At 53.9% G+C, this 23,763-nt stretch carries 23 protein-coding genes; 13 read left to right on the top strand and 10 right to left on the bottom strand.

Annotated elements, in window-relative coordinates; translation table 11 throughout:
- Positions 1–125: 125 nt before the first annotated feature.
- The gene (locus tag ACTCIA_RS13050; RefSeq protein ID WP_463002249.1) at positions 126–2,267 is read left to right on the top strand and encodes a Tex family protein; all 2,142 of its coding nucleotides are present in this window, start codon (positions 126–128) and stop codon (positions 2,265–2,267) included.
- Between the two features lie 24 nt (positions 2,268–2,291).
- On the opposite strand, the gene ACTCIA_RS13055 is transcribed toward ACTCIA_RS13050, so the two are convergent.
- The 3 genes from ACTCIA_RS13055 to ACTCIA_RS13065 form a co-directional block, all read right to left on the bottom strand.
- Positions 2,292–2,438, bottom strand: a complete 147-nt coding sequence (locus ACTCIA_RS13055) for a hypothetical protein (RefSeq protein ID WP_463002250.1) — start codon at positions 2,436–2,438, stop codon at positions 2,292–2,294.
- Positions 2,438–3,253, bottom strand: coding sequence for a glycine betaine ABC transporter substrate-binding protein (locus tag ACTCIA_RS13060; protein ID WP_463002251.1), 816 nt, complete (start codon positions 3,251–3,253; stop codon positions 2,438–2,440). Before ACTCIA_RS13060 ends, ACTCIA_RS13055 begins: the two co-directional genes overlap by 1 nt.
- Before the next feature lie 117 nt (positions 3,254–3,370).
- Positions 3,371–4,306 (bottom strand): glucosaminidase domain-containing protein, encoded by a 936-nt coding sequence (locus ACTCIA_RS13065; protein WP_463002252.1) that lies wholly within the window; start codon positions 4,304–4,306, stop codon positions 3,371–3,373.
- A gap of 259 nt (positions 4,307–4,565) precedes the next feature.
- On the opposite strand from ACTCIA_RS13065, the gene ACTCIA_RS13070 reads away from it, so the two are divergent.
- The 4 genes from ACTCIA_RS13070 to ACTCIA_RS13085 all read left to right on the top strand — a co-directional run bounded on the left by ACTCIA_RS13070 (position 4,566) and on the right by ACTCIA_RS13085 (position 7,545).
- Positions 4,566–5,405, top strand: a complete 840-nt coding sequence (locus tag ACTCIA_RS13070) for an ABC transporter substrate-binding protein (protein ID WP_463002253.1) — start codon at positions 4,566–4,568, stop codon at positions 5,403–5,405.
- Between the two features lie 3 nt (positions 5,406–5,408).
- Positions 5,409–6,095, top strand: coding sequence for an ABC transporter permease (locus ACTCIA_RS13075; protein WP_463002254.1), 687 nt, complete (start codon positions 5,409–5,411; stop codon positions 6,093–6,095).
- Between the two features lie 4 nt (positions 6,096–6,099).
- Positions 6,100–7,137, top strand: a complete 1,038-nt coding sequence (locus tag ACTCIA_RS13080; RefSeq protein WP_463002255.1) for an energy-coupling factor ABC transporter ATP-binding protein — start codon at positions 6,100–6,102, stop codon at positions 7,135–7,137.
- Between the two features lie 78 nt (positions 7,138–7,215).
- Entirely contained in the window at positions 7,216–7,545 is a 330-nt protein-coding gene (locus ACTCIA_RS13085; protein WP_463002256.1) for a hypothetical protein, read from the top strand.
- Between the two features lie 8 nt (positions 7,546–7,553).
- Here ACTCIA_RS13085 and ACTCIA_RS13090 read toward each other — a convergent pair whose 3' ends face one another.
- Positions 7,554–8,480, bottom strand: a complete 927-nt coding sequence (locus ACTCIA_RS13090) for a hypothetical protein (protein WP_463002257.1) — start codon at positions 8,478–8,480, stop codon at positions 7,554–7,556.
- A 155-nt stretch (positions 8,481–8,635) separates the two neighbouring features.
- Positions 8,636–10,210: an AMP-binding protein gene (locus ACTCIA_RS13095; protein ID WP_463002258.1), complete on the bottom strand. Its 1,575-nt coding sequence runs from the start codon at positions 10,208–10,210 to the stop codon at positions 8,636–8,638.
- Positions 10,211–10,497: 287 nt separating this feature from the next.
- Between ACTCIA_RS13095 and ACTCIA_RS13100 the strand changes: the two genes are divergently transcribed.
- The 5 genes from ACTCIA_RS13100 to ACTCIA_RS13120 all read left to right on the top strand — a co-directional run bounded on the left by ACTCIA_RS13100 (position 10,498) and on the right by ACTCIA_RS13120 (position 16,011).
- Positions 10,498–11,535 carry a hypothetical protein gene (locus ACTCIA_RS13100; protein ID WP_463002259.1) on the top strand — a complete coding sequence of 346 codons (1,038 nt, stop codon included), beginning with the start codon at positions 10,498–10,500 and terminating at the stop codon, positions 11,533–11,535.
- A 12-nt stretch (positions 11,536–11,547) separates the two neighbouring features.
- The gene (locus tag ACTCIA_RS13105; protein WP_463002260.1) at positions 11,548–12,234 is read left to right on the top strand and encodes a transglutaminase-like domain-containing protein; all 687 of its coding nucleotides are present in this window, start codon (positions 11,548–11,550) and stop codon (positions 12,232–12,234) included.
- 24 nt (positions 12,235–12,258) lie between these two features.
- Complete coding sequence (locus tag ACTCIA_RS13110; protein ID WP_463002261.1) at positions 12,259–13,446, top strand: methyltransferase domain-containing protein; 1,188 nt, start codon at positions 12,259–12,261, stop codon at positions 13,444–13,446.
- 266 nt (positions 13,447–13,712) lie between these two features.
- Positions 13,713–14,510, top strand: coding sequence for a fumarylacetoacetate hydrolase family protein (locus tag ACTCIA_RS13115; protein WP_463002262.1), 798 nt, complete (start codon positions 13,713–13,715; stop codon positions 14,508–14,510).
- Positions 14,511–14,520: 10 nt separating this feature from the next.
- A complete protein-coding gene (locus ACTCIA_RS13120; RefSeq protein WP_463002263.1) occupies positions 14,521–16,011 on the top strand; it encodes a sensor domain-containing diguanylate cyclase in 1,491 nt (496 codons plus the stop codon).
- Here ACTCIA_RS13120 and sbtM read toward each other — a convergent pair.
- The 4 genes from sbtM to ACTCIA_RS13140 form a co-directional block, all read right to left on the bottom strand.
- Positions 16,008–17,591, bottom strand: a complete 1,584-nt coding sequence (gene sbtM, locus ACTCIA_RS13125) for a thio(seleno)oxazole modification radical SAM maturase SbtM (protein ID WP_463002264.1) — start codon at positions 17,589–17,591, stop codon at positions 16,008–16,010. The genes ACTCIA_RS13120 and sbtM overlap by 4 nt on opposite strands.
- Positions 17,592–17,708: 117 nt before the next feature.
- Positions 17,709–17,831 carry a hypothetical protein gene (locus ACTCIA_RS13130; RefSeq protein WP_463002265.1) on the bottom strand — a complete coding sequence of 41 codons (123 nt, stop codon included), beginning with the start codon at positions 17,829–17,831 and terminating at the stop codon, positions 17,709–17,711.
- A gap of 144 nt (positions 17,832–17,975) precedes the next feature.
- A complete protein-coding gene (gene sbtA, locus ACTCIA_RS13135) occupies positions 17,976–18,125 on the bottom strand; it encodes an SbtA family thio(seleno)oxazole RiPP natural product precursor (RefSeq protein WP_463002266.1) in 150 nt (49 codons plus the stop codon).
- A 216-nt stretch (positions 18,126–18,341) separates the two neighbouring features.
- Complete coding sequence (locus ACTCIA_RS13140) at positions 18,342–18,932, bottom strand: hypothetical protein (RefSeq protein ID WP_463002267.1); 591 nt, start codon at positions 18,930–18,932, stop codon at positions 18,342–18,344.
- A 490-nt stretch (positions 18,933–19,422) separates the two neighbouring features.
- Here ACTCIA_RS13140 and ACTCIA_RS13145 point away from each other — a divergent pair, with 490 nt between their 5' ends.
- Genes ACTCIA_RS13145 through ACTCIA_RS13155 form a run of 3 tightly spaced genes read left to right on the top strand, consistent with a single transcriptional unit; the run spans position 19,423 to position 22,612 of the window.
- Positions 19,423–20,463 (top strand): heterodisulfide reductase-related iron-sulfur binding cluster, encoded by a 1,041-nt coding sequence (locus tag ACTCIA_RS13145; RefSeq protein ID WP_463002268.1) that lies wholly within the window; start codon positions 19,423–19,425, stop codon positions 20,461–20,463.
- Between the two features lie 14 nt (positions 20,464–20,477).
- Positions 20,478–21,836, top strand: a complete 1,359-nt coding sequence (locus ACTCIA_RS13150) for an FAD-binding oxidoreductase (RefSeq protein WP_463002269.1) — start codon at positions 20,478–20,480, stop codon at positions 21,834–21,836.
- Entirely contained in the window at positions 21,836–22,612 is a 777-nt protein-coding gene (locus ACTCIA_RS13155; protein WP_463002270.1) for a (Fe-S)-binding protein, read from the top strand. The genes ACTCIA_RS13150 and ACTCIA_RS13155 overlap by 1 nt, the downstream gene beginning before the upstream one ends.
- A gap of 20 nt (positions 22,613–22,632) precedes the next feature.
- On the opposite strand, the gene ACTCIA_RS13160 is transcribed toward ACTCIA_RS13155, so the two are convergent.
- Positions 22,633–23,403, bottom strand: coding sequence for a hypothetical protein (locus tag ACTCIA_RS13160; RefSeq protein ID WP_463002271.1), 771 nt, complete (start codon positions 23,401–23,403; stop codon positions 22,633–22,635).
- Positions 23,404–23,763: the final 360 nt, after the last annotated feature.

Raw genomic sequence — 23,763 nt, forward strand, 5'->3', positions numbered from 1 at the left:
TGGACTTCCCCGGAGGAAGAACCTATTTTATTTCACGCCGTAACGGTAGAACCTTTTTCAAGTCCTCCACCAGAGGTGGAGGGTTTAGACCGCAACTAAACATTTCACCTGCCCAGGTTTCCGCAGTGACCGGTCTGCTCGAACAGGGAGCCACCATCCCTTTTATTGCCAGATACCGGAAAGAGGCCACGGGCAGCCTTGATGAGGTGGCGGTAACCGCGGTTCGGGACCGCACCCATCAGCTGGGCGAACTTGCCGCGCGAAAGGATGCCGTCTTAAACTCCCTGGAAAAACACGGTCATCTCACTGATAACCTCCGGGCCAGGGTTACGGCCGCACAGAGCCTGACCGAAGTGGAGGATATCTATCTCCCCTATAAACCCAAACGCCGGACCCGGGGGGTCATGGCCCGGGAAAAAGGCCTTGAGCCCCTGGCCATGGGCATATTTGCACAAAACGGCCTGGATGTGCAGGCTGCAGCCGAAAATTTCGTGGATCCGGAAAAAGGGGTCGCTTCTGCTCAAGAGGCGCTGGCCGGGGCAAGAGACATTATTGCCGAACGCATCAGTGAAAACGAAAACGCGCGCACAGCCCTGCGGGATCTGTTTTTTAAAAAAGCCGTTATCAAAAGTCATGTTATCCCGGGCATGGAGGAAACCGGAGCCAAGTTCCGGGATTATTTTGACTGGCAGGAAAATGCGGCTGCCGTGCCCTCCCACCGGATGCTGGCCATACGCAGGGGCGAAGAGCAGGATGTGCTGTCCATGCGCATGCTGCCGGATACAGATGAAGCCCTGGGCATTCTTGAAAAGCTTTTTGTCACAGGCCGGGGCATGGATTCCGAGCAGGTCCGCCGGGCTGCGGCAGACAGCTACAAGAGGCTTTTGTCCAATGCCATGGAAACCGAAACCCGCATCCGGGCCAAGCAGCGGGCTGATGAAGAGGCCATAGCCGTTTTTGCCGACAACCTGCGCCAGGTGCTCATGGCCCCGCCTCTGGGGGCAAAGCGAATCATGGGCATTGATCCGGGATTCCGCACCGGATGCAAGGTGGTTTGTCTTGACCGCCAGGGCAAACTTTTGCACCATGACACCATATACCCCCACACCGGAAAAAATGCTGAAAAACGCGATGGTGAAAAGCTCAGGCAGATTTGTCAAAAATATGGCATCCAGGCCGTGGCCGTAGGAAACGGCACAGCAGGAAGGGAAACCGAATCGTTTGTGAAAAGCATGGATTTGGACCGGTCGGTAACCGTGGTAATGGTAAACGAATCCGGGGCATCGATTTATTCCGCCTCAGAGGCTGCCCGCAGGGAATTTCCGGACCTGGATCTGACCGTGCGCGGCGCGGTCTCCATTGCCAGGCGGCTGATGGATCCGCTTGCGGAACTGGTCAAGATCGACCCCAAGTCCATCGGCGTGGGCCAGTACCAGCATGACGTGGATCAGCGGGCACTGAAAAAAAGCCTGGATGATGTCGTCACCAGCTGCGTCAATGCCGTGGGCGTTGATGTCAACCGTGCAAGTGCAGAACTGCTGACCTATGTCTCCGGACTCAGCTCCCGCATAGCCCAAAACATTGTGGCATACCGGGATGAAAACGGACCGTTCCGGGACCGTCGGGAGCTGAAAAAAGTCCCCCAACTGGGCCCAAAGGCATTTGAGCAATGTGCGGGTTTTCTGCGGATCGCCCGGGCCCGAAACCCGCTGGACGCCACAGCCGTGCATCCGGAAAGCTATGCCGTTGTCGATGCCATGGCCGGGGATCTGGGCACAACCGCGGCGGAACTGATCCGCAGCCCGGAACTGCGTGACAAAATCAATCTTTCGCGCTATGTCACCGATACCGTTGGCATGCCCACATTAAAAGACATCATGGCGGAACTGGCCAAACCCGGCCGGGATATCCGGGAAAAATTCGAGGAATTCGGCTTTGCCGAAGGGATTGAAAAGATCGAGGACCTGGAAGAAGGCATGTGTCTGCCCGGCATTGCGACCAATATAACGGCTTTTGGCGCGTTTGTGGACATCGGGGTGCACCAGGACGGCCTGGTGCATATCAGTCAGATGGCTGACCGGTTTGTCAAAAACCCGGCAGATATTGTCAGGGTCGGCCAGAAAGTCCGGGTCACGGTCCTGTCCGTGGACCTGGAACGAAAACGCATTTCCCTTTCCATGAAAAAATCAGCAGACCTAAACAGAGGCGTTTATGCTTCACAAAACCTTAAAGAACAAGCAACTGGTGGTCGAGGTGCGCGGCGATGATGCGCTCACTTCCAGAAGGACGCTTTACACGCTTACCGCACCGTCAAAAGACGGCTCCGAATGGTTCTGGTATTCGCACTCGTGGGTGATCCCGGAAAAAAAGCCCCCGCAATAATAATGGGTGCTTTTCCGGTTTTCCGGCTTGCCGCCGGGACACCGGACCTGGGGCATTACTGCCCGGAAAGCCAGGATTCGACCTTGTCCGGATTCTGTTGGATCCATTTCACGGCGCTTTGATACGGCTTTCCGGATTTTTGAATCATGTCCATCACCTGATGAATATCATCGGGCTGCCAGCTGAAATGATCCAGAAACCTGTAAAGATCCGGCTTTTCTTTTTCAAGGTCTTTTCTGACAACTGTGTGGATGGATTCAGACCCCCCGAAGATCCCTTTGGGGTCCTTTAAATACTTGAGATCCCATCTGGCAAATTTCCAGTGCGGGGTCCAGCCGGTGACAACCACCCACTGGCGTTTATTGATTTTTTTGCGCAAAACCTCGGTCATGGCGGCACCGCTTCCGGGTACCAGCTCCATATTGGTCATTTGATAGTCTTTGACGGCTTCTTTGGCAAAGCGCATGATGCCCGCGCCCGAATCAATGCCGATGATCTGATTGTCAAATTTTTCAGCGTGCGAATCAAGCGCCGCAATGGAATCAACAGGCACATATTCGGGCACCACTAAACCCACTTTTGTCCCTTCCAGGTTCGGGCCCAGATCAACCACATGATCCCCTGCTTTTGCGTAATAATACTGATGAAGGCCGGGCAGCCAGGCACACACGAATCCGTCCACATCCCTGCTGGCCGTTGAAAGCCACAAGGCCTCGGCATCCATTGCTACAAGTTCGCAGTCATAGCCCATCTTTTCTTCCAGCACGGCCTTAACCACGTTGGAGGCCGCTGTTGCGCAGGACCATTGGGCATAAGCAATTCTGGCGGTTTTCTCATCCGCCTCTGAAGTGCCGGCAGTCAACAGAATCAAAAAAATGCCCGCGAACAAGCAGGTTAAAAATTTCACTGGCCTTCTCATACCGATCCCCCTTGTGTTGATTGCTTCAGCTTTCGGTAAATATACACGGGCCCGGATAAAATCCGGAACCTAGGATCGGGCAGCCGGCTCATGGATGCCCATGAATTTCTCATTGCCATCGATCATCTCCCGGACCGTCTCCACATATTTCATACCGATCCCGGAATAGTGCTCGAGTCCGCCCGCCATGAGATGCGCATCCGGCTGTTTTCCGGCAAGACGCATCCGGTAGCGCTGCATGCGGACCTCCCTGTATGCCGGATGGGAGTTAAGATTGCGGATATAAGCGCGAACCGAATCCGCCACATCATCAAAGGTCCGGACCTCATAGGTGGCGCCCTCGGGGCGCTGTCTGGGAATGATACCGCATCCCTTTTTAAAACACCAGTGCCCAAAAAGGTTGTTGCCCTCCCGGGCGAAATAGGAAGTCCCCCAACCGGACTCCTTTGCCGCCTGAATCAATGCCAGGGACGCCGGAATTTTATCCACGTGAATGAGCATTTTTCTGAAAAAAACCTCTCCCTGATCATATGCGGCATCCACGCGGTATTCTTCAGCAAGGGCGTTTAAATGTTGAATTTCCTTTTCCGACAATTCCTGTCCATTGGCAAAGCGCTGCCATTTCAGCAAAATATAGGCCCGCTGCTTTAGCACCTCATGGTTTTCCTTCCGAACAATGGGACGCAGAAAATCGAAAAAAGCCTTTTTCTTTTCTTCAACGTCCTTATATTTGGTGAAATCCGGCAATTGGGTATCCACATCATCGGGTATGGACGCGGCCGAAGCCGGGTCTTTGCGCGTTTGCCGGGCGGTTGTTTCTTTATAATCCGGATCTGCGCCGTTTTTATCCGCCTTGGCTAAATCCGGCAGCGCAACCTGTCCGATGACTTCTTCGGGATTGATGTCCGCACCTTTCGGGTTTCGCTGACATGCCTGTAAAAAACCGCTGGCGGTCAAACTCATCACAAGCGTCAGGATGAAAAGCAATCTCATTTTTCTGTCCATTCACTCTCCTTACAAAACAGATCAATTTTCCCAATTTGCGTCTAGTGTGTAAACAATTCTGCCCCTGCGGGAAAAAATAAACAAGTTCTAAAATTTATGAATGTTATTTTGAGTTATTCTTGGTAATTTAAATCTTAAAAACAATTCGTTTATAAAAAATATTGACAATAATTAACTATAACTTGTACTTTCCCGCTTATATGGCCACCATTTGCTGAAGTCCACTAACATGAAAATCCGTTCATACAAAGGATTGCCAATGAAAATTCAATTCACTGCATGCAAAGCTGTTTTTCTCGGGGCCTGTATATTGATGCTCATGTGCAGGCCGGGCTGGACCGCAAATCCGGATCTGCTCATGGCCACCACCACCAGCACCGACAACACAGGCCTGCTTGACTATCTGGCCCCGCATTTTACAGAGGCCACGGGCATTGAAATCAAATGGACCGCAACAGGCACGGGCAAGGCCCTGGAACTGGGCAAAAGATGCGACGTGGACGTCCTGCTGGTGCATGCCCCGGATGCGGAAAAACAATACGTGGCTGACGGCTACGGTATCAACCGGCAGCCCATCATGTACAATGACTTTGTGGTAATCGGACCAAAATCCGATCCGGCAGACATCCGGGGAAAGACCACAAAGGCGGCCCTCGATGCCATTCAGGCCTCGGGGTCCCGGTTTGTTAGCCGGGGTGATGATTCAGGAACGCATAAAAAGGAAATTGCGCTTTGGCGGGCTGCCGGGCTGACCCGGCCGGACAAAGCGTCCTGGTATATCCAGACCGGCCAGGGCATGCTGCCGAGCATCAACATCGCCGCAGAACAGTCCGGATACATCCTTACCGACAGGGGCACCTACATCAAGTACGCCCATGACAAGGGCGGCAGTCCGCCGCTGGTCATTGTGGTGGAAGGCGGGGACATGCTGCGCAACCAATACAGCGTCATCCAGGTCAGCCCGGAGAACTGTCCGGATGTCAAGGCGGATCAGGCCCGGGCCTTTTCCGGGTGGATGGCCGGCAAACAAGCGCAGCAACTCATTGACGGATTCAGACTTCTGGACAAAAAGCTGTTTATTTCCAACGCGGATCAATAAAAATTGGACTTTATCCTCCAGGGAACGGCCCAGGCCCTTGAACTGCTTTTCTCCGGTGATCCGGAAACCTATTCGGCCGTAGCCGCCACTCTCACGGTGTCATCCTATGCCATGGCCGCCAGCCTGGCAATGGGGATCCCCCTTGGATTTGCCCTGGGTCATCTGGAATTTGCCGGCAAACGCCAGATGCGCCTTGTGGTCGATACCCTGCTGTCGCTTCCCACGGTTTTTATCGGGCTGCTGGTTTACGCATTTGTCTCCCGGCAGGGGCCCCTGGGGGAAATGGGTCTGCTGTTTACCCTGCCCGGCATTGCCATGGGCCAGACCATACTGGCCCTGCCCATTGTCATCGCGCTGAGCGCCACGGCCATTGAAAACACGGATGCCGGCCTGCGCACCACCCTGCTTTCCCTTGGGGCAGGCCGGCGTCACCTGGTGACAGGCACGCTTTGGGAAGCCCGCCATGCCATTCTGGCCGCCGCACTGACCGCCTATGGCCGGGTCATGACCGAGGTGGGCATTTCCATGATGGTGGGCGGCAACATCAAGTGGCATACCCGCACCATTACAACGGCTATTGCCCTGGAGACCGGAAAGGGCCAATTTGCCACGGGCATTGCCCTGGGCCTGGTGCTGCTGGCCATCGCATTCGGGGTCAATGCCGGGGTCTCGTTTCTGCGCAGAAAGTAAAACCATGGCTTTATACGAGCTGGAAAACATCCGGCACCATTATAACGGCACACCAGTGCTGTCCATTGACCGCTTCCGCGTTGCCGAAAACAGCGTCACGGGGTTGTGCGGGCCCAACGGCAGCGGCAAAACCACATTGCTCAGCCTGCTGGGTCTGATCTCGCCGCCGGCCGCGGGATTCATTTATTTCAGGGGACACAGGGCCCGGCCCTATGACGGCCAAATCCGGAACAAAGTGGCACTGTTGCCCCAGCAGTCCTTTCTGCTGAAACGATCTGTATACCAGAACGTGGCCTACGGGCTTCGGATCCGCAAAAACACAGACAACGAATCCGGACAAGTGGCCCATGCCCTCTCCCTGGTGGGCCTGAACCCGGAAAAATTTGCCGGCCGGCCCTGGTATGCCCTGTCCGGGGGTGAGGCCCGGCGGGTGGCAATGGCTGCGCGTTTGGCGCTTCGGCCGGAAGTGCTGCTGCTCGATGAGCCCACAACCAGCGTGGATGCCGCAAGCGCACAGCTCATGCGCGAGGCCGCTGCAGAAGCCCACCTGCAGTGGAACACCAGCTTGATTATTGCCAGCCACGACATGCAGTGGCTCCAGGGGATCTGCCATGATCTGGTTTATCTGTTTTCCGGCACAATTCTGGGAAAAGGAAAAAAAACCATTGTCTTTGGCCCTTGGCAGCACACTTCCGGAGGCGGGGCAATCCGCACGCTGGCAGACGGACAGGTTCTTGCTGCGGAAAACGCCCCAAAGGATCTCACAGGGACGGCCGCCATCCTGGACCCGGATGACATGTCCCTGCACGCATCACCCGATGATACAGGGGCAAAGAAAAATACATTAAAAGGCAGAATTGTCTGCCTGGACATGGAACAGCATACAGGCTTTATACGGGTGCTGGTTCTCGCGGGCCGGAGCGAATTCTGCCTTTATCTGGATGCCCAAACCCTGTCTGCCCGCAACTGGCAGCCCGGCAGCGAGGTGTGGCTGGCCTACCGGCCGGACCGGATTGAATGGAAAGCCCCCGGGCTGCAGTAAGATGCAAAGAAAAAGGTTTTTTCCTGCATGGGGTCATGCTACAAAACAGAGCAGAACATACCAACGGGAAAAGACAAAATGCCCTTCAAACATTTCACCGCAGTCATGCTCGCCTGCCTGTTTATACTCATGGCCCCCGCCACTGCACCGGCCCGCCCCCTGGTACGGGGCTACGGATGTGCAGTGACCGATTATGATACCATACTTGAACTTGTTGAGTGCTTTGGCGAGCCCCTTTACACCGAAGAGGTCGAGGAATACATACAGGTGCGGCCCCGCCAGGTGGTCAAGACCACCATTACCGTCTGGTATTACCGGATTGATGAAAGCGGTTTTAACAACAACGAATTGTTCGCCTTCCACATCCATCAGGGCAAAATCTTTAAAATCGAACAGATCAGCAAGTAAAAAAGCGCCTATGCCGGAGCAGCTGTCTCCATTTTCTGTGCAATCCTGCGGATGGCAGCGGATGTGGCTTTTTTGAAATTATCGGTCTGTTTTTCGGAAAACTCCGTAAAATCAACCAGCTCCGTATCCTTGATCAGGGAGAGAAACTGGAGCACGATTTTTTCAGCCATTTCATAATACCGGGTTTGCCGGGCCTGCTGGTCGGGGAGAGCAAAAATCCCGTCCAGGGTCTGCCGGATGGGTCCCTGGGTTTCCTGCAGCCGCCGGTCAAATACATCAACAATCAATGTAAAAATCACATCCACGGGATTGCTCTTGATCAGCGAAGGGGTGTGCAGAGAGGAAAAATCGGTTTTAACCGCAATGTCGCCCCTGCCTGTATCCATCACCCGTTCAAACCAGTTGACCGTATAGCGCCGAAAGTCGGAAGCCTCCCATTTGCCCTTTTCCCACATATGGGCAAAAAGGATCTGGTCCAGGCTGTCCATGCATTCCTTGCGGTCCTCAAAATCGTATGTTCCCAGAAGCGCTCCGTCCTGGAACAAATCCACGCCCGGGTTGTGCGCCTGTGGGGAAATATCCAGGCAGACAAGGCGGGGCTGCGCCCCGGGACGCTGCAGCAGAATTTTATAGGCCGGACGGCTTTTTTCAATGCGTTCAAGTTCCGGGGCGGACTCCGGGGGACGGATTTTTCCGGCTGCTGCGGGCGGCAGAAACACGGCTGCCACATTCGGGCTGACATCAATAATCGCCAGGGCTTCATCAAATACCGGCCGATCCGATGCGTCCAGGGATACAGCCGGAACCAGGCGGCCCGGTTCGAGATACGGCGCAAACACCTCCAGCAGCGCCTCAAGACCTGCCTGCCAGTGGGCGCTTCTGGGGTCCCTTCCGTTGTCAATCCATTGTCTGACCTTCTCTGATGCGGGTTTCATATTTATCCTCATATATGATGATGCCTTCGTAAAAAGACTGATTGTCAGATGGTTTCATGAAACCCATTAATCATATAGACGATCCTTTCGCCGGTCAATATTGAAAAATAAGCAGATGCGTTTTTGGGTTGCACCATCGGCGAGTTATACCGTTTTTACGCTTTGGCAAACTTTTGCCGCAGCTTTTTCTTAATAATTTTTCCGCTGGGGTTTCTGGGCAGTTCATCTGTGATGATGACTTTCTTGGGGACTTTGTAACCGGCCAGGTGCTGCTTGCAAAACCCAATCACTGCACCTTCTGTGAGGTCCTTGCCCGGAGCGGGCACCACCACCGCAGTGACGATTTCCGACCAGTATTCATGGGGCAGGCCGATGACTGCAGCATCCAAAACGCCCGGGCACTGAAACAGCATTGCCTCAACTTCCTGGGAGGCCACGTTTTCCCCGCCGGTCTTGATCACATCCTTGATCCGGTCAATAAAATAAACAAACCCCTCCTCATCCATGCGCACCAGATCCCCGGTGTGATGCCACCCGTTTCGGAAGGTTTGGGCGGTTTTTTCCTCGTCCCGGTAATAGCCCAGCATCACGGCCGGACCCCGGGCCACCAGTTCCCCCTCCCGGCCCACGGGCACTTCCTTGTCATTGTGGTCCACCACTCTTACCTGAATGGGCATGTGGGCCTTGCCTATGGAGGTACTTTTCCGCTCAAAATCCTCTGGTTTAAGGCTTGTGCCCAGCGGGCTCATTTCAGTCTGGCCGTAATAGTTCATAAACCCTGCCCCGGGCAGCAATTTGCGCCATTTCTCAAGCACCGGGGGCGAGGCCAGGGCGCCGAACACCACGCACTGCTGAAGGGAGCTCAAATCATACTGGTCAAATCCCGGCATCATGGGCAGCCCCGTGTATAACGCCGGCGGCCAGACCCAGTGGGTAATCTTCTCATCCCGGGTCAGGTCCAGGATTTCCTTTGGGTCGGGTGCGTATTCCATGACCGTTGTGGCGCCCACGGCAACAATTGCGGTAAACAGGTACATGGCCGCAACATGATAGAGCGGAATACCGGTAATGATTCTGGCGTCTGCACCGATGCGCAGGTCAAACACGGCGGAAAGAATATCAATGTAATAGTTGAGATGGGAATTTAACACTCCCTTGGGACTGGCTTCCGTGCCTGATGTGTACAAAAGCGTGGCCGGATCTTCGGCTTCGATTTCCACCCTGGGTTCCCGGGCGGGCGTGGAATCGGCATACAGGCTGTCAAAATCCATCCAGCCTTCGGGGACCTCGTTTCCGGCGAGGTTGATCCAGATGAAATGCTTGACCCCGGCAAGCTCTTGCCTGACCGGGATCACGCTCTGCGCCAGGCTGTCTTCCACAACAAAAATCACCGGCTGGCTGTGATTGATGATAAATTCAACTTCCCCGGACTTGAGCATGAAGTTGAGCGGTGTCACAATGGCACCCAGTTTCAGCAGGGCCCACCAGTAAATCACGAACTGGTGGCAGTTGTGGGACAAAATGGCCGCACGATCCCCCTTTTGCACGCCCAGCTCCGCCAGGCTGTAAGCGCACTGATTGACCGCTGCATTCAACTCTTGATAGGTAAAATGTTTGTTTCTGAAGGAAAAAGCCCTTTTGTCCGGATTTCTGGCCGCGGTTCGCACCAGCATATCCCCCACACTCGCCCTTCTGACCACGTTTCTCTCATAAGATGAAACCTGTGTCATAACCCTCCCCTTTTTGTGTATGTATGGTATGTGTGACAGGCAGCAGGCATGTCTTTTTCCGGGATTGCGGATAATCAGTGTTGAACAAAAAACCAATAGCATAAACAATGTTCTTGCGATTAAATAACTGCCATGAATCGGTTGACGTGTCAATTTGAAAGGTTCAGTTTGGGTTTTGATCTGTTTTGTATTTCATTATTGGTTCTGATAATCTGTCCGGGTATAAGGTATGCCAATGTTCAATAACCGTAAATTGCCACCTGCAGGAAAACAACGGAGGAAAATCCATGGCGATTGAATTTGAAAAGCAGGACAAAACAGCCGTATTCTTAAATCCGTTCACAAACTTTGAGCGCGCTGAAGCCAAATGCCAGCTCCGCCGGGATCCGCTCACCGGCCGGACCGGACGGCTGGCCCATTTTGTGGGTTTTTCCCCGCCGGCCGCTGATTTCGCCGGCATTATTGAAAAATCCCGGGAAAACTGCCCGTTCTGCCCGGAAAACGTGTTTTCCATGACCCCGCAGTTCGATCCGGACCAGATCCCTGAGGGCCGCCTGGAATACGGCGAATCCGTGCTGTTTCCAAATCTGCTGCCCTATGACGCCCACAGTGCCCTGGCCGTGCTGTGCCGGTCTCACTTTAAAACCCTTTCGGAATTTTCCGCAAAGATCATCGAGGATGCGGTGATCAACTGCCGCAACTATCTGGACCGGGTCATTGCAGACAAGAAAACCACTTATGGCCTTGTGACCTGGAACTACATGCCGGCAGCCGGCTCCAGCCAGGTCCATCCTCATTTCCAGGTCTATGCCACGCAAACGCCGGGCAATTTTCTCGGGCAAATGATTGATGCAAGCCGGGATTACCGGCAAAGCCACAATCGCACCTATTGGGAAGACTACCTGGCAGCGGAAATAAAAAATCAACAGCGGCTGATCCACCAGGGACAACAAAGCATATGGCTCACCGATTTTGTCTCCTTAAGCCCCTTGACCGATGTGATCGGCATTTTTCCGGGCAAACAGACCCTGTTTGACCTGGACAGGGCCGCTGTTGAGGAAAGCGCCGCGCTTATCAACGCGGTTTTGGACTGGCTGGGCCAGCAGGGGGTATACAGCCTGAACCTGGCCTGGCTGCCGGCTGCCGCCGGCATGCAGGATCACTGGCTGCAGGTGCGCATCTCCCCCAGGCTTTATCTGGCCCCCAACGTCTGGTGCACCGATACCCCGTCGCTGGTCTCCCAGTACCAGGAGTCATTTATGATCCGGGCGCCTGAAGAAGTCGCCGGCGAAATCAAAAGTTTTGTTCAACATCCATCACCTTAAAGGAAAATTTGTATGAACCCGCATTCAAACATGGACCAATACCTTCAGCCCACAGCGTTTATGAATTTTGATCATCCGTCAGTGGCTGCTTTTGCCGAAGAAAAAGCCGGCAGCAACAGCGATCCGGTCCAACAGGCGGTGAACCTTTATTACGCGGTGCGCGACAGCATCTATTATGATCCCTATGCCATTGTGCTGACCATCGACGGCCTGCGCGCATCCACCACCCTGGCGCAAAAGCGGGGGTGGTGCGTTGCAAAGGCCGTCCTCCTGGCTGCCTGCTGCCGGCACCAGCGCATCCCGGCCCGGCTCGGATTTGCAGACGTAAAAAATCATCTTTCCACAAAGCGGCTCAGAGAGCGCATGAAAACCGATGTGTTTTACTGGCACGGGTTTACATCCATTTACGTAAACGACCAATGGGTCAAGGCCACACCGGCTTTCAACATTGAACTTTGCCAAAAATTTTCCCTAAAGCCCCTGGAATTTGACGCAACAGCCGATTCCATCTACCACCCGTTTGATCTTTCGGGCAACCGGCACATGGAATATGTAAATGAGCGCGGCGAATTTGCAGATGTCCCATTGGATCTTATTATTAAAACGTTCCTGGAAAAATACCCGGAAGCGGATACCGCTTGGTTAAACGCGGATTTTGACCGGGATGTGGCCCGGGAAACCGGGGCAGAAAAAAAATGACAAACCGCAACCGGAGCCGCGGATATGAATGAGATAAACCAAAACAGCCTGGCAGATATTGAATTTCAAATGCATTGGATCAGCCCTGAGGCCCAACACACGGACAGTTGCCCGGTCATGGTCAATTTCTGGCGCGATCTGCTGCCGGATGCCGTCTATGAAGGACTCATGGGCGCCGGCATCGGAGATCAAAAAACCTTTGGGTTTGCAGCCGGCGAAGTGATCGCCGCCCCTGATCCGGATCAAAAGATCCGCACAGACCGGAAAAATTTTGATGAAACCCGGGCTGTGCCGGCATTCGGGCGATTTTATCCCCGTGGCGTGCTCAGGGGGGTTTACAATGTGTTTCCCCAGAATGTTGCGCCCATGCGCTGTACAGGGGTGGATGAAAAAATCGTGGACATTGATTTCAATCACCCCCTGGCCGGATACGACCTGGAAATCACAGCCCGGGTACACACCATCTATGACAAACCCTTTGACCGGGGCGGCAACTGCCGGCTGCTCATGGACGAAATTGCCAGCGGTCCGGGCATGCAGGCCCGATGCCAGGGCATGCCCACGGACTTTTTTCATGACAAGGCCTTCTGCCGCACCGATGAGACAGAAGATGCCGCATTTTATGAAAGCCCCAGGCTGGTACAGCATCTGGACCAGCGGGCCATTGAAACCATATCTGCAATCTATGGCCGCTTTATCACACCGGAAATGCACGTGCTGGACCTGATGAGCAGCTGGCAGTCCCATATTGATCAATCAACCGATTTTCAAAAAATGAGCGGCCTGGGAATGAATGAAGGGGAACTTGCAAAAAATGACCGGCTAACAGATTACCTTGTGCATGACCTTAACAAGACCCCCCGCCTGCCCTTTGAAGACCAGAGTTTTGACCTGATTCTCTGCACGGCATCCGTGGAATACCTGACCTCTCCGCTGTCTGTATTCAAAGACGCCGCCCGGGTGCTCAAATCCGGGGGAGTGATGATCCAGACCTTTTCCAACCGGTGGTTCCCGCCCAAAGCTATCAGGCTGTGGACCGAGCTTCACGAGTTTGAGCGCATGGGCCTGATAAAGGAATATTTCCTGCAGTCCGGACTGTTTTCCAACCCCGCAACCCTTTCCTCCCGGGGCTGGGACCGGCCGGAAACAGACAAGTATTACCCGGACATGCCCCAATCCGACCCGGTGTTTGCCGTGTGGGCCGGGGTATAGGGCCGTGTTTGGACTTAGAAGTGTTTCCCCCGGGCCGCAGCCCGGGACCGAACACTGCAAACAACTTTTTGCCCCATGCATTAAACCTTTGGTTTTATTTTTTTGAACCTTGAACTTTGAACTTTGAACTTTGAACGAAATTTCTTAGAAGTAAGTTTTCAAATGGCGCCGTGAAAAGTTCAATATCAAGGCTTGCAATTGCAAGTTGCACAATGATATGAAAAAGGCGCATATTTTGAAAACCGCGCACGGCACAACGGACCACCATGAAAATTCTGCGATTCACAGACAGTGAAGGCATTGTCCGGCTCGGAACGAATCCGGCAGACGGCATGGCAACGGAAGTAATTGCGGCAGGCGACAAAGGCTATAAGCCAACCGGCCAGCTGCGCGCAATCCATTCCTTCCTTGCCCCTGTGCAGCCGGCCGCCATTATCTGCATCGGGCTCAATTACCGGGAGCATGCAAAGGAAACCGGACTGGAACTGCCCCGCTACCCCGTGGTATTCATGAAAAATCCGGCAGCCGCCACCGGTCACGGCCAGCCTGTTGTACTGCCCGAATCGTGCAGGAAAAAGGCCCAGACCGATTATGAAGCCGAACTGGCCGTGATCATCGGCCGGCCGGCCAAAAATGTCCGCCCCGGCGACGCCCTGTCCTATGTCAAGGGCTACACCGTTGGAAATGACATTTCCGCCCGGTCCTGGCAAAAGCATGCCGGGGGCGGCCAGTGGGTCCGCGGCAAAAGCTTTGACACATTCTGCCCCCTGGGACCGATGATGGTCACACCCGACGAACTCCCGGATCCGGACAGCCTTGGCATCGGCTGCCGGGTAAACGGACAGACCATGCAGCAAAGCAATACCTCGGACATGATTTTTGCCGTATCCGAGCTGATCGCATATCTTTCAGAAGACACCACCTTGCTGCCCGACACAGTGATTTTAACCGGCACGCCCAGCGGTGTCGGCTTTACCCGCAAGCCGCCGGTATTTCTTTCACCCGGCGACCGGCTGGAAACAGAAATTGATAAAATCGGCACCCTGGTCAATACCGTAATCTAACAGGATATAAATGTCTGCACAACATATTGAAAATCTTTCAAAAGAACTCTGCAGCCTGGATGATCTGCCGGCATTGCCCCAGGTGGCCCTCCGGATTCTGGAAAATATCAAAAACCCGGACACCTCCATGCATCAGCTCGCAGAGATCCTTGCAACGGATCCGCCCCTCTCGGCCAAGGTGTTAAATGTTGTCAACTCGCCTTTTTTCGGTCTTTCCCGCAAAATCACCAATCTTCCCCATGCCGTGAACCTGCTCGGTGAGGAATCCCTGAAATATATCGCCCTGAGCTTTTCCCTGATCAACCTGTTTAAAAAGAGCCAAAACCGGCTGGACTATTCCCGCTTCTGGCGCAAATCGCTGATATGTGCCGTTGTCAGCCGTCTGATGGCAAAACAGGTGCTTTCCGGGGATGCCGAGGACATGTACCTGCTGGGCCTGCTCCACAACATCGGCATGCTGGTTCTGGCCCAGAGCCGGCCGCAGCAGTACGCCATGGTCATGGAAAAATCAGATTCCCAGGACATGCTGCTGCATCACGCGGAAAACGAAATCTTCGGCTGCAGCCACATGGAAATCGGCGCTTTTTTATTAACAAAATGGAGCCTGCCGGCGGGATTTGCCATTCCGGTAAGCCACCACCATTACCCTGACAGCCTTGAGCCCCCTGACAGCAGATACCTGGCCCGCACCCGAATTCTGCATCTGGCAGATGAAATATTTGCTTTTCTGTATGAAGACAACTCCGCACTTCAGCTGGCCCTGGTTAAAGACCTGCTGGAGCAATACGGCATGGCGGAAACAGTAAACCTCGAAGACCTTCTGAACCAGGCTTTTCTTCAGATTGATCCCTTGCTTCCCTTTTTTGAACTTGAACGGGACTCTTCCATGGATTATCTGAAAATTCTGGAGGAAAGCAAAAAGGAGTTATTCAACCTCTCCTTTGGCCTGACGCGCAAGGTTCAGAAACAGGAGGAACATATCGGCACGCTCAGCCGTCTGGCATACCGCGACGGCCTGACCCGGCTGCGAAATTTCCAGAGTTTCCAGGAGGCCATGGACCGGGAAATGGCCGCCATAGAACGCTACGGCCATACCAGCATCCTGGCCATGGTGGATTTGGATCATTTCAAAGCCGTCAACGACGCCCACGGACATGCAGCCGGAGACCAGGTTTTGCGTTCAGTGGGGCGGTTTTTCACCGAAAACATCCGCAAATCAGACGTGGTGGCGCGGTACGGCGGGGAGGAATTTGTTCTCATTCTCTCCCGGACTCCGGAGGATAAAGGCGTTCAAATTCTTAACCGGCTGTGTGCACAACTGGCGGCGATGGAGGTGAAATACAAGGGGAAAAAACTTTCGGTCACCATGAGTGTGGGCATCACCCGAATGAATCCGGATGAGCCCCTGCCCAAAAGTGAACTGCTGTGGCAGGCAGATCAGGCACTGTACACGGCAAAACACAAGGGCCGCAACTGCTGCTGCATCTGGGGGCAAGCCTAATTTCCACTACGCCAGCAGCAGGGATCCGGATCATTGAAAACATCGCCGCCAGCACTGTGGACAACAGCCAGGCAGGCGCCGCAAACCGGACGAATCGGACATTTTGCACAAGCCGCAGATCCGGTTCGGTAACGGACGGCTTTAGGGCTGTAATAAATTTCTTCCAGGCCCTGTTGATAGATATTGCCGATGAGCGACGGAAACTTGCGACAGGCATGCACTTGCCCGTCCGGCAGCAGAGCGGCAAAATTAAATGCTGCCCCGCATCCAAAGCCTGTACACCCGCCGCCCGGCGCCAGGCCCTTTTGCCAGCGGAGCAGGTTAAACAAATTGTCCTTAAACCCCATGCAGGCACTTTTTTCTGCCGCCGCCATGTAGCGCTCCAAAAAACCGGCATATTCAGCCGGATTCACTGAAGCCAGGTGCGCACCCCGGCCCACGGCTGCCAGGCGGTTGAAGGTAAACAGCTCGGTTCTGCCCTCCAGCTCATGGGCCAGTTCCAGTACCTGGTCCATGTTGTCCCGGGTCAAGGTCAGCATGATCATCCGGTAAATCCCGAGTTCTCCGAGAAGCTCCAGGAACTCAAGGGTTTTGTCAAAATGGCCCTGTCCCCGGATATAATCATTGTGGGCCCGGGTTCCTTCAAGACTGACCTGGTAGAACTCGGGCATCTGCACGCAAAGCATTTTTTCAATCGCAGCCCGTGGCATGGGATTTCCCAGCACTGCGGTCATAAAGCCGCGGCTGGCGACCGCCTGATAAATTTCATCAAAATACGGATACAGCATGGGATTGCCGCCGGTAAAACTCACCTGGCCAGACACATGGTGCCGGCTGCAGAAATCATATAAATCCTCTGCCACCCGCAGGGCGGCAGACCTGGACATATGCGCCCGATCACTTCTGTCATAGCAGTGGCGGCAGTTTAAATCACAGGCCTGGGTGAGATGCCATTGGAGGGTGAAAGTGGGTGAGATAAAATATTGAGAATCGGCAATCTCTCCTGATGGAAAATCCGCGGGCCGATAAATTCGAGATTCCGGGCCGATCAAAAGCCCTTTTTGCCCGGCGGCCCGGAGCACATCGTCAACCGCGCCCACGCTGACACCGCCTTCGGCTGCGGCAGTGCGCGAATCAATGCTTTCTTCCACAAGCTTTAGCGCCAGAAGATCCCGGGCCTCTGCGGTCTGAACCCGGATGTTGCGGCCTTTTGGCCCCACCCAGACCAGCACGTGGGCTTTTCCGGCATCGGGCCGGAAGGATGAATCATCAATAAAGACTTCAAGATTCAGGTAATTAACTTCAATAACTTCAAGCAGAGGATTAATTATTCGGGCATTCACGGCTTCCGGCAGATCCGCCCTGCATGCCTGCAGACGGCCGACAGCTTCCTCGATTGCCGCCAGATCCGGCAAAAACGGATAATTTTTGCATTGCTCCGGATGATTTTGCAAATATTCGGAAAGACACGCGCCCCGGGCTGCAGGGTCCTGCAGGTCAGGACACAAGGACAGACAGGCCTTATACTGTGCACCGGATCTGCTGTCGGGTGCTTTGCTGGTGATGGGTATTTTTTTCAATCCGTCATCCGGGATAAGAATTCCGGGCCGGCGCAAACATGCAGCCGGCCCGGGACTGTGGTTCCAATTTCACGGGACTGCAAACAGATTTTTGCCCAATTCATGCATCCCGAATGATTACTCGCTCTGGTCCAGGCCGCTTTTTTCTGTTTTTTTCTCAACGGCCTCTTCGGCTTTGTCCTGGCCCTGTTTGGCCTTTTCCCTGGCCTGTTCTGCCTTTTCTTCAGCCTCCTGCCGCATCTGGTCGGCATGTTTTTCCTGCTGCGTTTGTTCCTGGTGCTTTACCTTTTCAGCGCTGCCAGCGCTTCCGGCTTTGCCGCCTCAGCCGGAACCGGCTGACGGCCGTTGATGGTCCTCAGTGCCGCCGGCACCATGTTTGGCGCCTCAGCCGGAGCCGGCATGCGCGCCCGGCAATGCAACACCGCCCATGCTGATCAGGCTGGCCACACCCAGACCGGCAAGCAGTTTTTTCAAATCCTTTCGCTCCATTGCAACCTCCCGGAAAAACCGTTTGGGGTTATAGAGAAAAGCCATAAACCTTTCCCTTTTCATTGAGAAAAGATATACGGTTTTCCGGGATTGTCAAAAAAGATGAGCCTGTAAAAAGTCTTTTTTACAGGCAGTGTTAAGTTTTAAGTGATTAAGTATTAAGTAAAATCAATAAGTTATTTGTTTATTGATTGGCGGTTATCTCCGATTTGAGACTTTTTACGATTCCATCAAAAAAGAGCGTCAGAAAAAAAGGTTCCGCTAGGCCAGAACCGTCTTTCTTTTTTTGGCAATGGCCTCTGCTGCCTTAATCAGCGGATACGCCGTGGGCGAAGCGGTCAGCAGGGGATGGGTACCGATCTGGGAGGTGAGAATCCCGTCAACGGTCATTCGGTTTTGGATCAAAAAACCGATGAGGTTGGTCAGTTCCCCTGCGGACTTGCCGCCCGCGACCTCTCCGCCCAGAAGGGTCCCTGAATCCATGCTGGCAATGAGTTTGACCAACTGGGGCCGGGCATCCGGAAGGGTGGCGGGATGGCTGTCCACACCTTCAAACAACCCCGTGACAATTGCAAAGCCCCTTTCGGCAGCCAGTTTTTCGGTCACACCAGCGGCCCCAAAGGCGTTTTGTCCGATGGCGGTGCAAAAAATGGAAATGGTGCCCTGAAAGGTGCGAACCGTGGACAATTGATATAGATTCATCCCGGCAATCCGGGCCTCTGCCCCTGAGGTGGACGCCAGCATGGTGCCCTTCAGGGTACGGGTGATAAACGGATGAAAGGACTTTGCTGTGGTGGCGGCAACAATGCCGGCAGCACTGCCGCCGACAACCAATACATCTGTCTGATTCATTTTCAATCCTCCTTTATGCCGCTATTGATTTCAAAATGATCTGCCAGTGGTGTTCCTGGCAAAAGGAGTCAATGAATTCAAAATTTGTACCAAATGCTGCCGTACAGAAAAAATGAAAAAATATCCTAATCATTCAAAAGGTTATAAATTTTATAAAAATGCCTGAAAAACAATCGTTCTGTGGTAATGGTAAAATAGAACGTTACCTTGCGTTTAAATAAACACCCGAAATCAGAAAAACCGAAAAACTTTGATTTTCAGCATCTGATTCGGTTTTGACCAGATGCGCTGCGGTTTGTGCATGAATGCCGATAAATACGGTTTGAAACCAAATCCATCCATTGAAAACATTTTGAACAAATGCTAATAATATTTGCAACCGGTGAACCCGCATTCATTGACATTTGCCTGCCGGCCCGGTTTACCGGTTACGAAAGGCAAACGGCCGGCAAAATCAACACCCCTGCAACCCGTAACCAGGAGAGGTTTTATGCTGCAGCTGGACTTTGATGAAAAAAAGTGCCTGGCCTGCGAAACACGCGACTGCCTGACCCGGTGCCAGTACATGGACCTGGATGCAGAAGCAGCCGGGACGGAAATCCAAAACCTGATCAACGGCACAGACACCCGGGTTCTGCACGACTGCCGGACCTGTTATGCCTGCGAGGAATACTGTCCCATGGACAATCATCCCTTTTACCTGATTGTCAGCCGCCAGGAAGAACTCGGCATTGCCCCCCTGCCCGATCCCATTGTCAAGCAGGGTATCCAGATGGGCATTGCCTTCCGGGGGGATCCGGAAATCCATGAAGTCAACGGCCCGGTGCTCAACATGGGGGTATTCAGCCCCCTGACCCGACTGGCCCGGGGAAAACTGTTTGAGGGCCTGACCCTGATTTCCACGGACAGCCGCAAGATGCACCATTATTTCTGCCAGCTCATGTATTTGCATTTTGCCCGGACCTCGGTGATCAAAGACCGGCTGCCAAAGGTCATGGACACCATTGCCGCACACAAACCCACGGAAGTGGTCCATTTCCATGATGAATGCTACGGCACCTATACCTCGTTTGCCCCGGCCTGGGGCATGGAGGTGCCGTTTTCCTCCATCCACTTATTTGAGCATCTCTACAACCGCCTGACCGAACTCAAGGATGAAATCCGGCCCTTAAACTACAAGGTGACCTACCAGCGGCCCTGCTCATCGCGGCTGTCACCGGACAAACACCGGTTTGTGGACAAAATATTTGATCTCATCGGGGTCGAACACGTCCAGCGGCAATACCAGGATGAAGACGCGCTTTGCTGCGGCAGCACCATCCTGGCCCAAAAAAAGCCCGATTCCCGACGATTCTGCTTAAACCAGCAGAAGAAAAACATTGAGGACATGAAAGAAGCCGGCGCCGAGCTATGTATATTCAACTGCCCGGCCTGCATGCAGACCATCGGCAAACAAGTGGCCGAACACGGCATCATGCCCATCTGGATGAGTGATCTGTGCCGCATGGCAATCGGCGAGCAACCCGCGTAAGAAAGGTGATGCATATGGACTCTGTTTATCGCGCCCTGGCCGATATTGTCGGCGAGGATTATGTCTCCGCACAAACCGAAGAACTCTTTACCTATTCCAAGGATCTGGGCACCTCTGAACCCCGGTGGCCCGAGTATGTGGCCGCACCCAAAACCGCCGATGAGGTCAGCCGGATCGTTGAAATGGCCAATGAAAAGAAACTGGCGGTTGTGCCCCTGGGCGGGGGGATGTCTTTGGCCGGCCTGGCCCTTGCCCTGCGCGGGGGCATCACCCTGGACTTAAAACGCATGGACCAAATCCTGGAGCTCAATGAACAGGGCCGCTACATGGTGGTGGAAGCCGGGGTCTCCCACGGCAAGGTCACTTCGTATCTGCACAAAAACGCACCGCACCTGATGCATTCCGAACCCGGCGCCCCGCCTGCGGCCACGGTCGGCGGAAATCTCGCCATCCACGGCCAGGGGGATCTGGCCCATCCGTACGGTTTTAACTCAGATATGATCAACGGCCTGGAAGTGGTGCTGCCCACGGGCGAAATCTGCCGGATGGGCTCCTGTGCCCTGGGAAATGACTGGTATACCCTGCGCCCTCTGCCGGATTTGAGCCTGTTTATGGGCTGGAGCGGCTGCACCGGTATTATCACCAAGGTGTCGCTTCGCCTGTTTCCCTGCAAAAAAATCCAGGAGCAGGATGTCTTTGTGGTGGAAAACGAAAACCTGGTCCCGGAAATCCTGTTTAAACTGACTCACGTGGGCATGGCCGAGGACCTGGTGGTGGTCAGCCAGGAAATCCCGCCCCCGTTTAACCGGCTTCATTACATTTTAATCAACCTTGCCGGCGACTCCCGGGAGGAACTGGAATTCAAACGCCAGCTCATCTTTGATCAAAATCTGGCCAAATACATCCAGGAAGGCACCGGCGGCATTGGTGCGGCCGGCCAGGACATCGAGCGTCCTGTGGTGAGCAAGACCTCGGACTGGCGAAAAGGCGGGGGGTTTGAATACGTGGGCGCCATTGTGCCTGTGGGCTTTTACCCGGAAGGTTTTCGGCTCGGGGTGGAAATCTCGGCCAGACACGACATTCCCTACACGGTGCTGGGCCGGGTGGTGGGCTGCGGCCACAGCATGATGTTTTCCTGGACCTATGCATTTAACCGGGCCGATGAAGACACGGTCAGCCATGCCCGCCAGGCCCTGCACGAAACCGATGAAAGGGTGCTGGAAATGGGCGGCACCCTTTGGAAACCCGCGGTTTTTGGTCAAAAACTGGTCATGGACAGAATGGATGCCAATACCCGGGAGGTGATGAGAAAGGTCAAAACCCTGCTGGATCCCAACGGCATCATGAACCCCGGAAACTGGGAGGTGGCCTGATGGCGCTTGCACAATACAAATACATGGATATCATTCACCGCTGCTTTCGCTGCGGCTACTGCAAATTCCCCCAGGACTGGGCGGACGTGGATAACTGCCCGGCCTATGCCCGCCACCGGCTGGAGAGCTATTCCAACGGCGGCCGCCTGTGGCTGATCCGGGCGTGGGTCACCGGCGAAATCCAGTGGTCTCCGCATCTTGCAGACATTGTTTACTCCTGTGTGGCATGCAAAAACTGCGAGGAAAAATGCCCGTTGTCATTTTCAGATAAAATCATCACCCTCTCCCCCCATTCCTTTAATGCCATAAAAAACAAGTACCCGCAGCAGGGCGCAGATGTTGCGGTATATCACTATACGCAGATACTGGCCGACCTGATCCGGCAGGGCCGGCTCCGGGCACCCCGTTTGGACGGGGCATGCATTACCTTCCATGATCCGTGCTTTCTCGGCCGCTGGAATAACGAATACAAAGCCCCCAGAAAAGTGCTGAAAGCCGTGGCCGGCGCCCGGTTTGTTGAAATGGAAAGAAGCGGTAAAAGCGCCCTTTGCTGCGGCGGCGGGGCCGGCAATTATTACACGGACCTTCTTGGCGCAAGCCCGGACAGCCCGGCCCGGATCCGGGTCCGTCAGGCCAGGGAAACAGGCGCAGACATCCTGGCCGTGGCCTGCCCCAACTGCCTGACCATGCTCGAAGACGCGGTCAAGGTGGAGGGCCTGGAATCGGAAATCGCAGTCCGGGATATTTCTGAACTTTTTGGAACTTCAGCCCGATAACATTACGCCTGAAACCACTCTCAGTCCGGGCTCCGGTTGCGGCCGGAGACGCGGGGGAGCAGGGAAACATCCCGGGCTTCGATGGCTTTGGCCGATTCCGCGGTTCCATGGGGCTGGCCCGGCTGGTGGATGACGTTTCCCTGGCTGTCAATAACCGTGTTGTCATCAAGCAGCAGCATGCCGGCCTGGCTCATGAGCTGGCACTTGTACTGGTGGGCGTCCTCCATTTTCTTTTTGCGCAGTTTATACTGAAACCAGAGGAAAAGAAAACCCAGAAGCACCACAGCGGTCAGTATGATGCCGGCAAAAATCAACACTGCGTTCAGCGCCTTTTCACCGGCATTGCCCATCAGTGCCAGAATATCGTTTAAGTGAAAAACGATCAGGGCGCACAATCCCAGAAGCAGCAGAAAAAGCAAAAACTGAAACTGCCAGGACAGGTTTAAAAACATTTTTCGCTTTTGAAATGCCCCGGATTCATCCTCGTCAAGAGATGATTTCAGCCCGTCAAAATGGCCGGTGTCCTTGAAATAGTAGGTGTTGAAGGCAATGATCACAATGCCCAGCATAAAGGTAATGCCAAGGGGGATTGTAAAGGCGGCATAAAAATACTCCCGCCACGGAAAGGGACTGGGATAGGGTTCAAGGATGGAAAAAAACGCGGCAAGGAAAATCACCACTTCAATACCGCCGAGTACCAGCAGGTATCGAAGAAAAAAAGTCTTGAGCTCATCTTTTGTAAATAAATCCACAAGGCTTTTTTTCTGTTCATCCTTTGACGTATCGGTCATGACAGAATCTCTCCAATTATTTGCGTCTGGCCGAAAAAGGCCTTTCCGGGTTCAGGTGTCTGTATTTTTCATCCAGGTGCACGCCCCGCATGCAGCAATGAATCAGGCTGTGTCCGTGCGGGGAGGGATTAAAAATTTTTTACCCTATACCCATTTTTCCTGATGGACAACAATTGATGGAATCGCAAAAAGTCTCAAATCGGCGATAACCGCCAACCAATAAACAAATAACTTATTGATTAGCGGTTATATCCGATTTGGGCCTTCCAAGGAAGTCCAAGGGCGGGGTCGGTTTGTAAGCGACATTGAGCGTTTACGGAAAAATTCAGCAAATGCCGGAGCTAAAAAATTTCAAACTGT

Source organism: Desulfosalsimonas sp. (assembly GCF_055149105.1).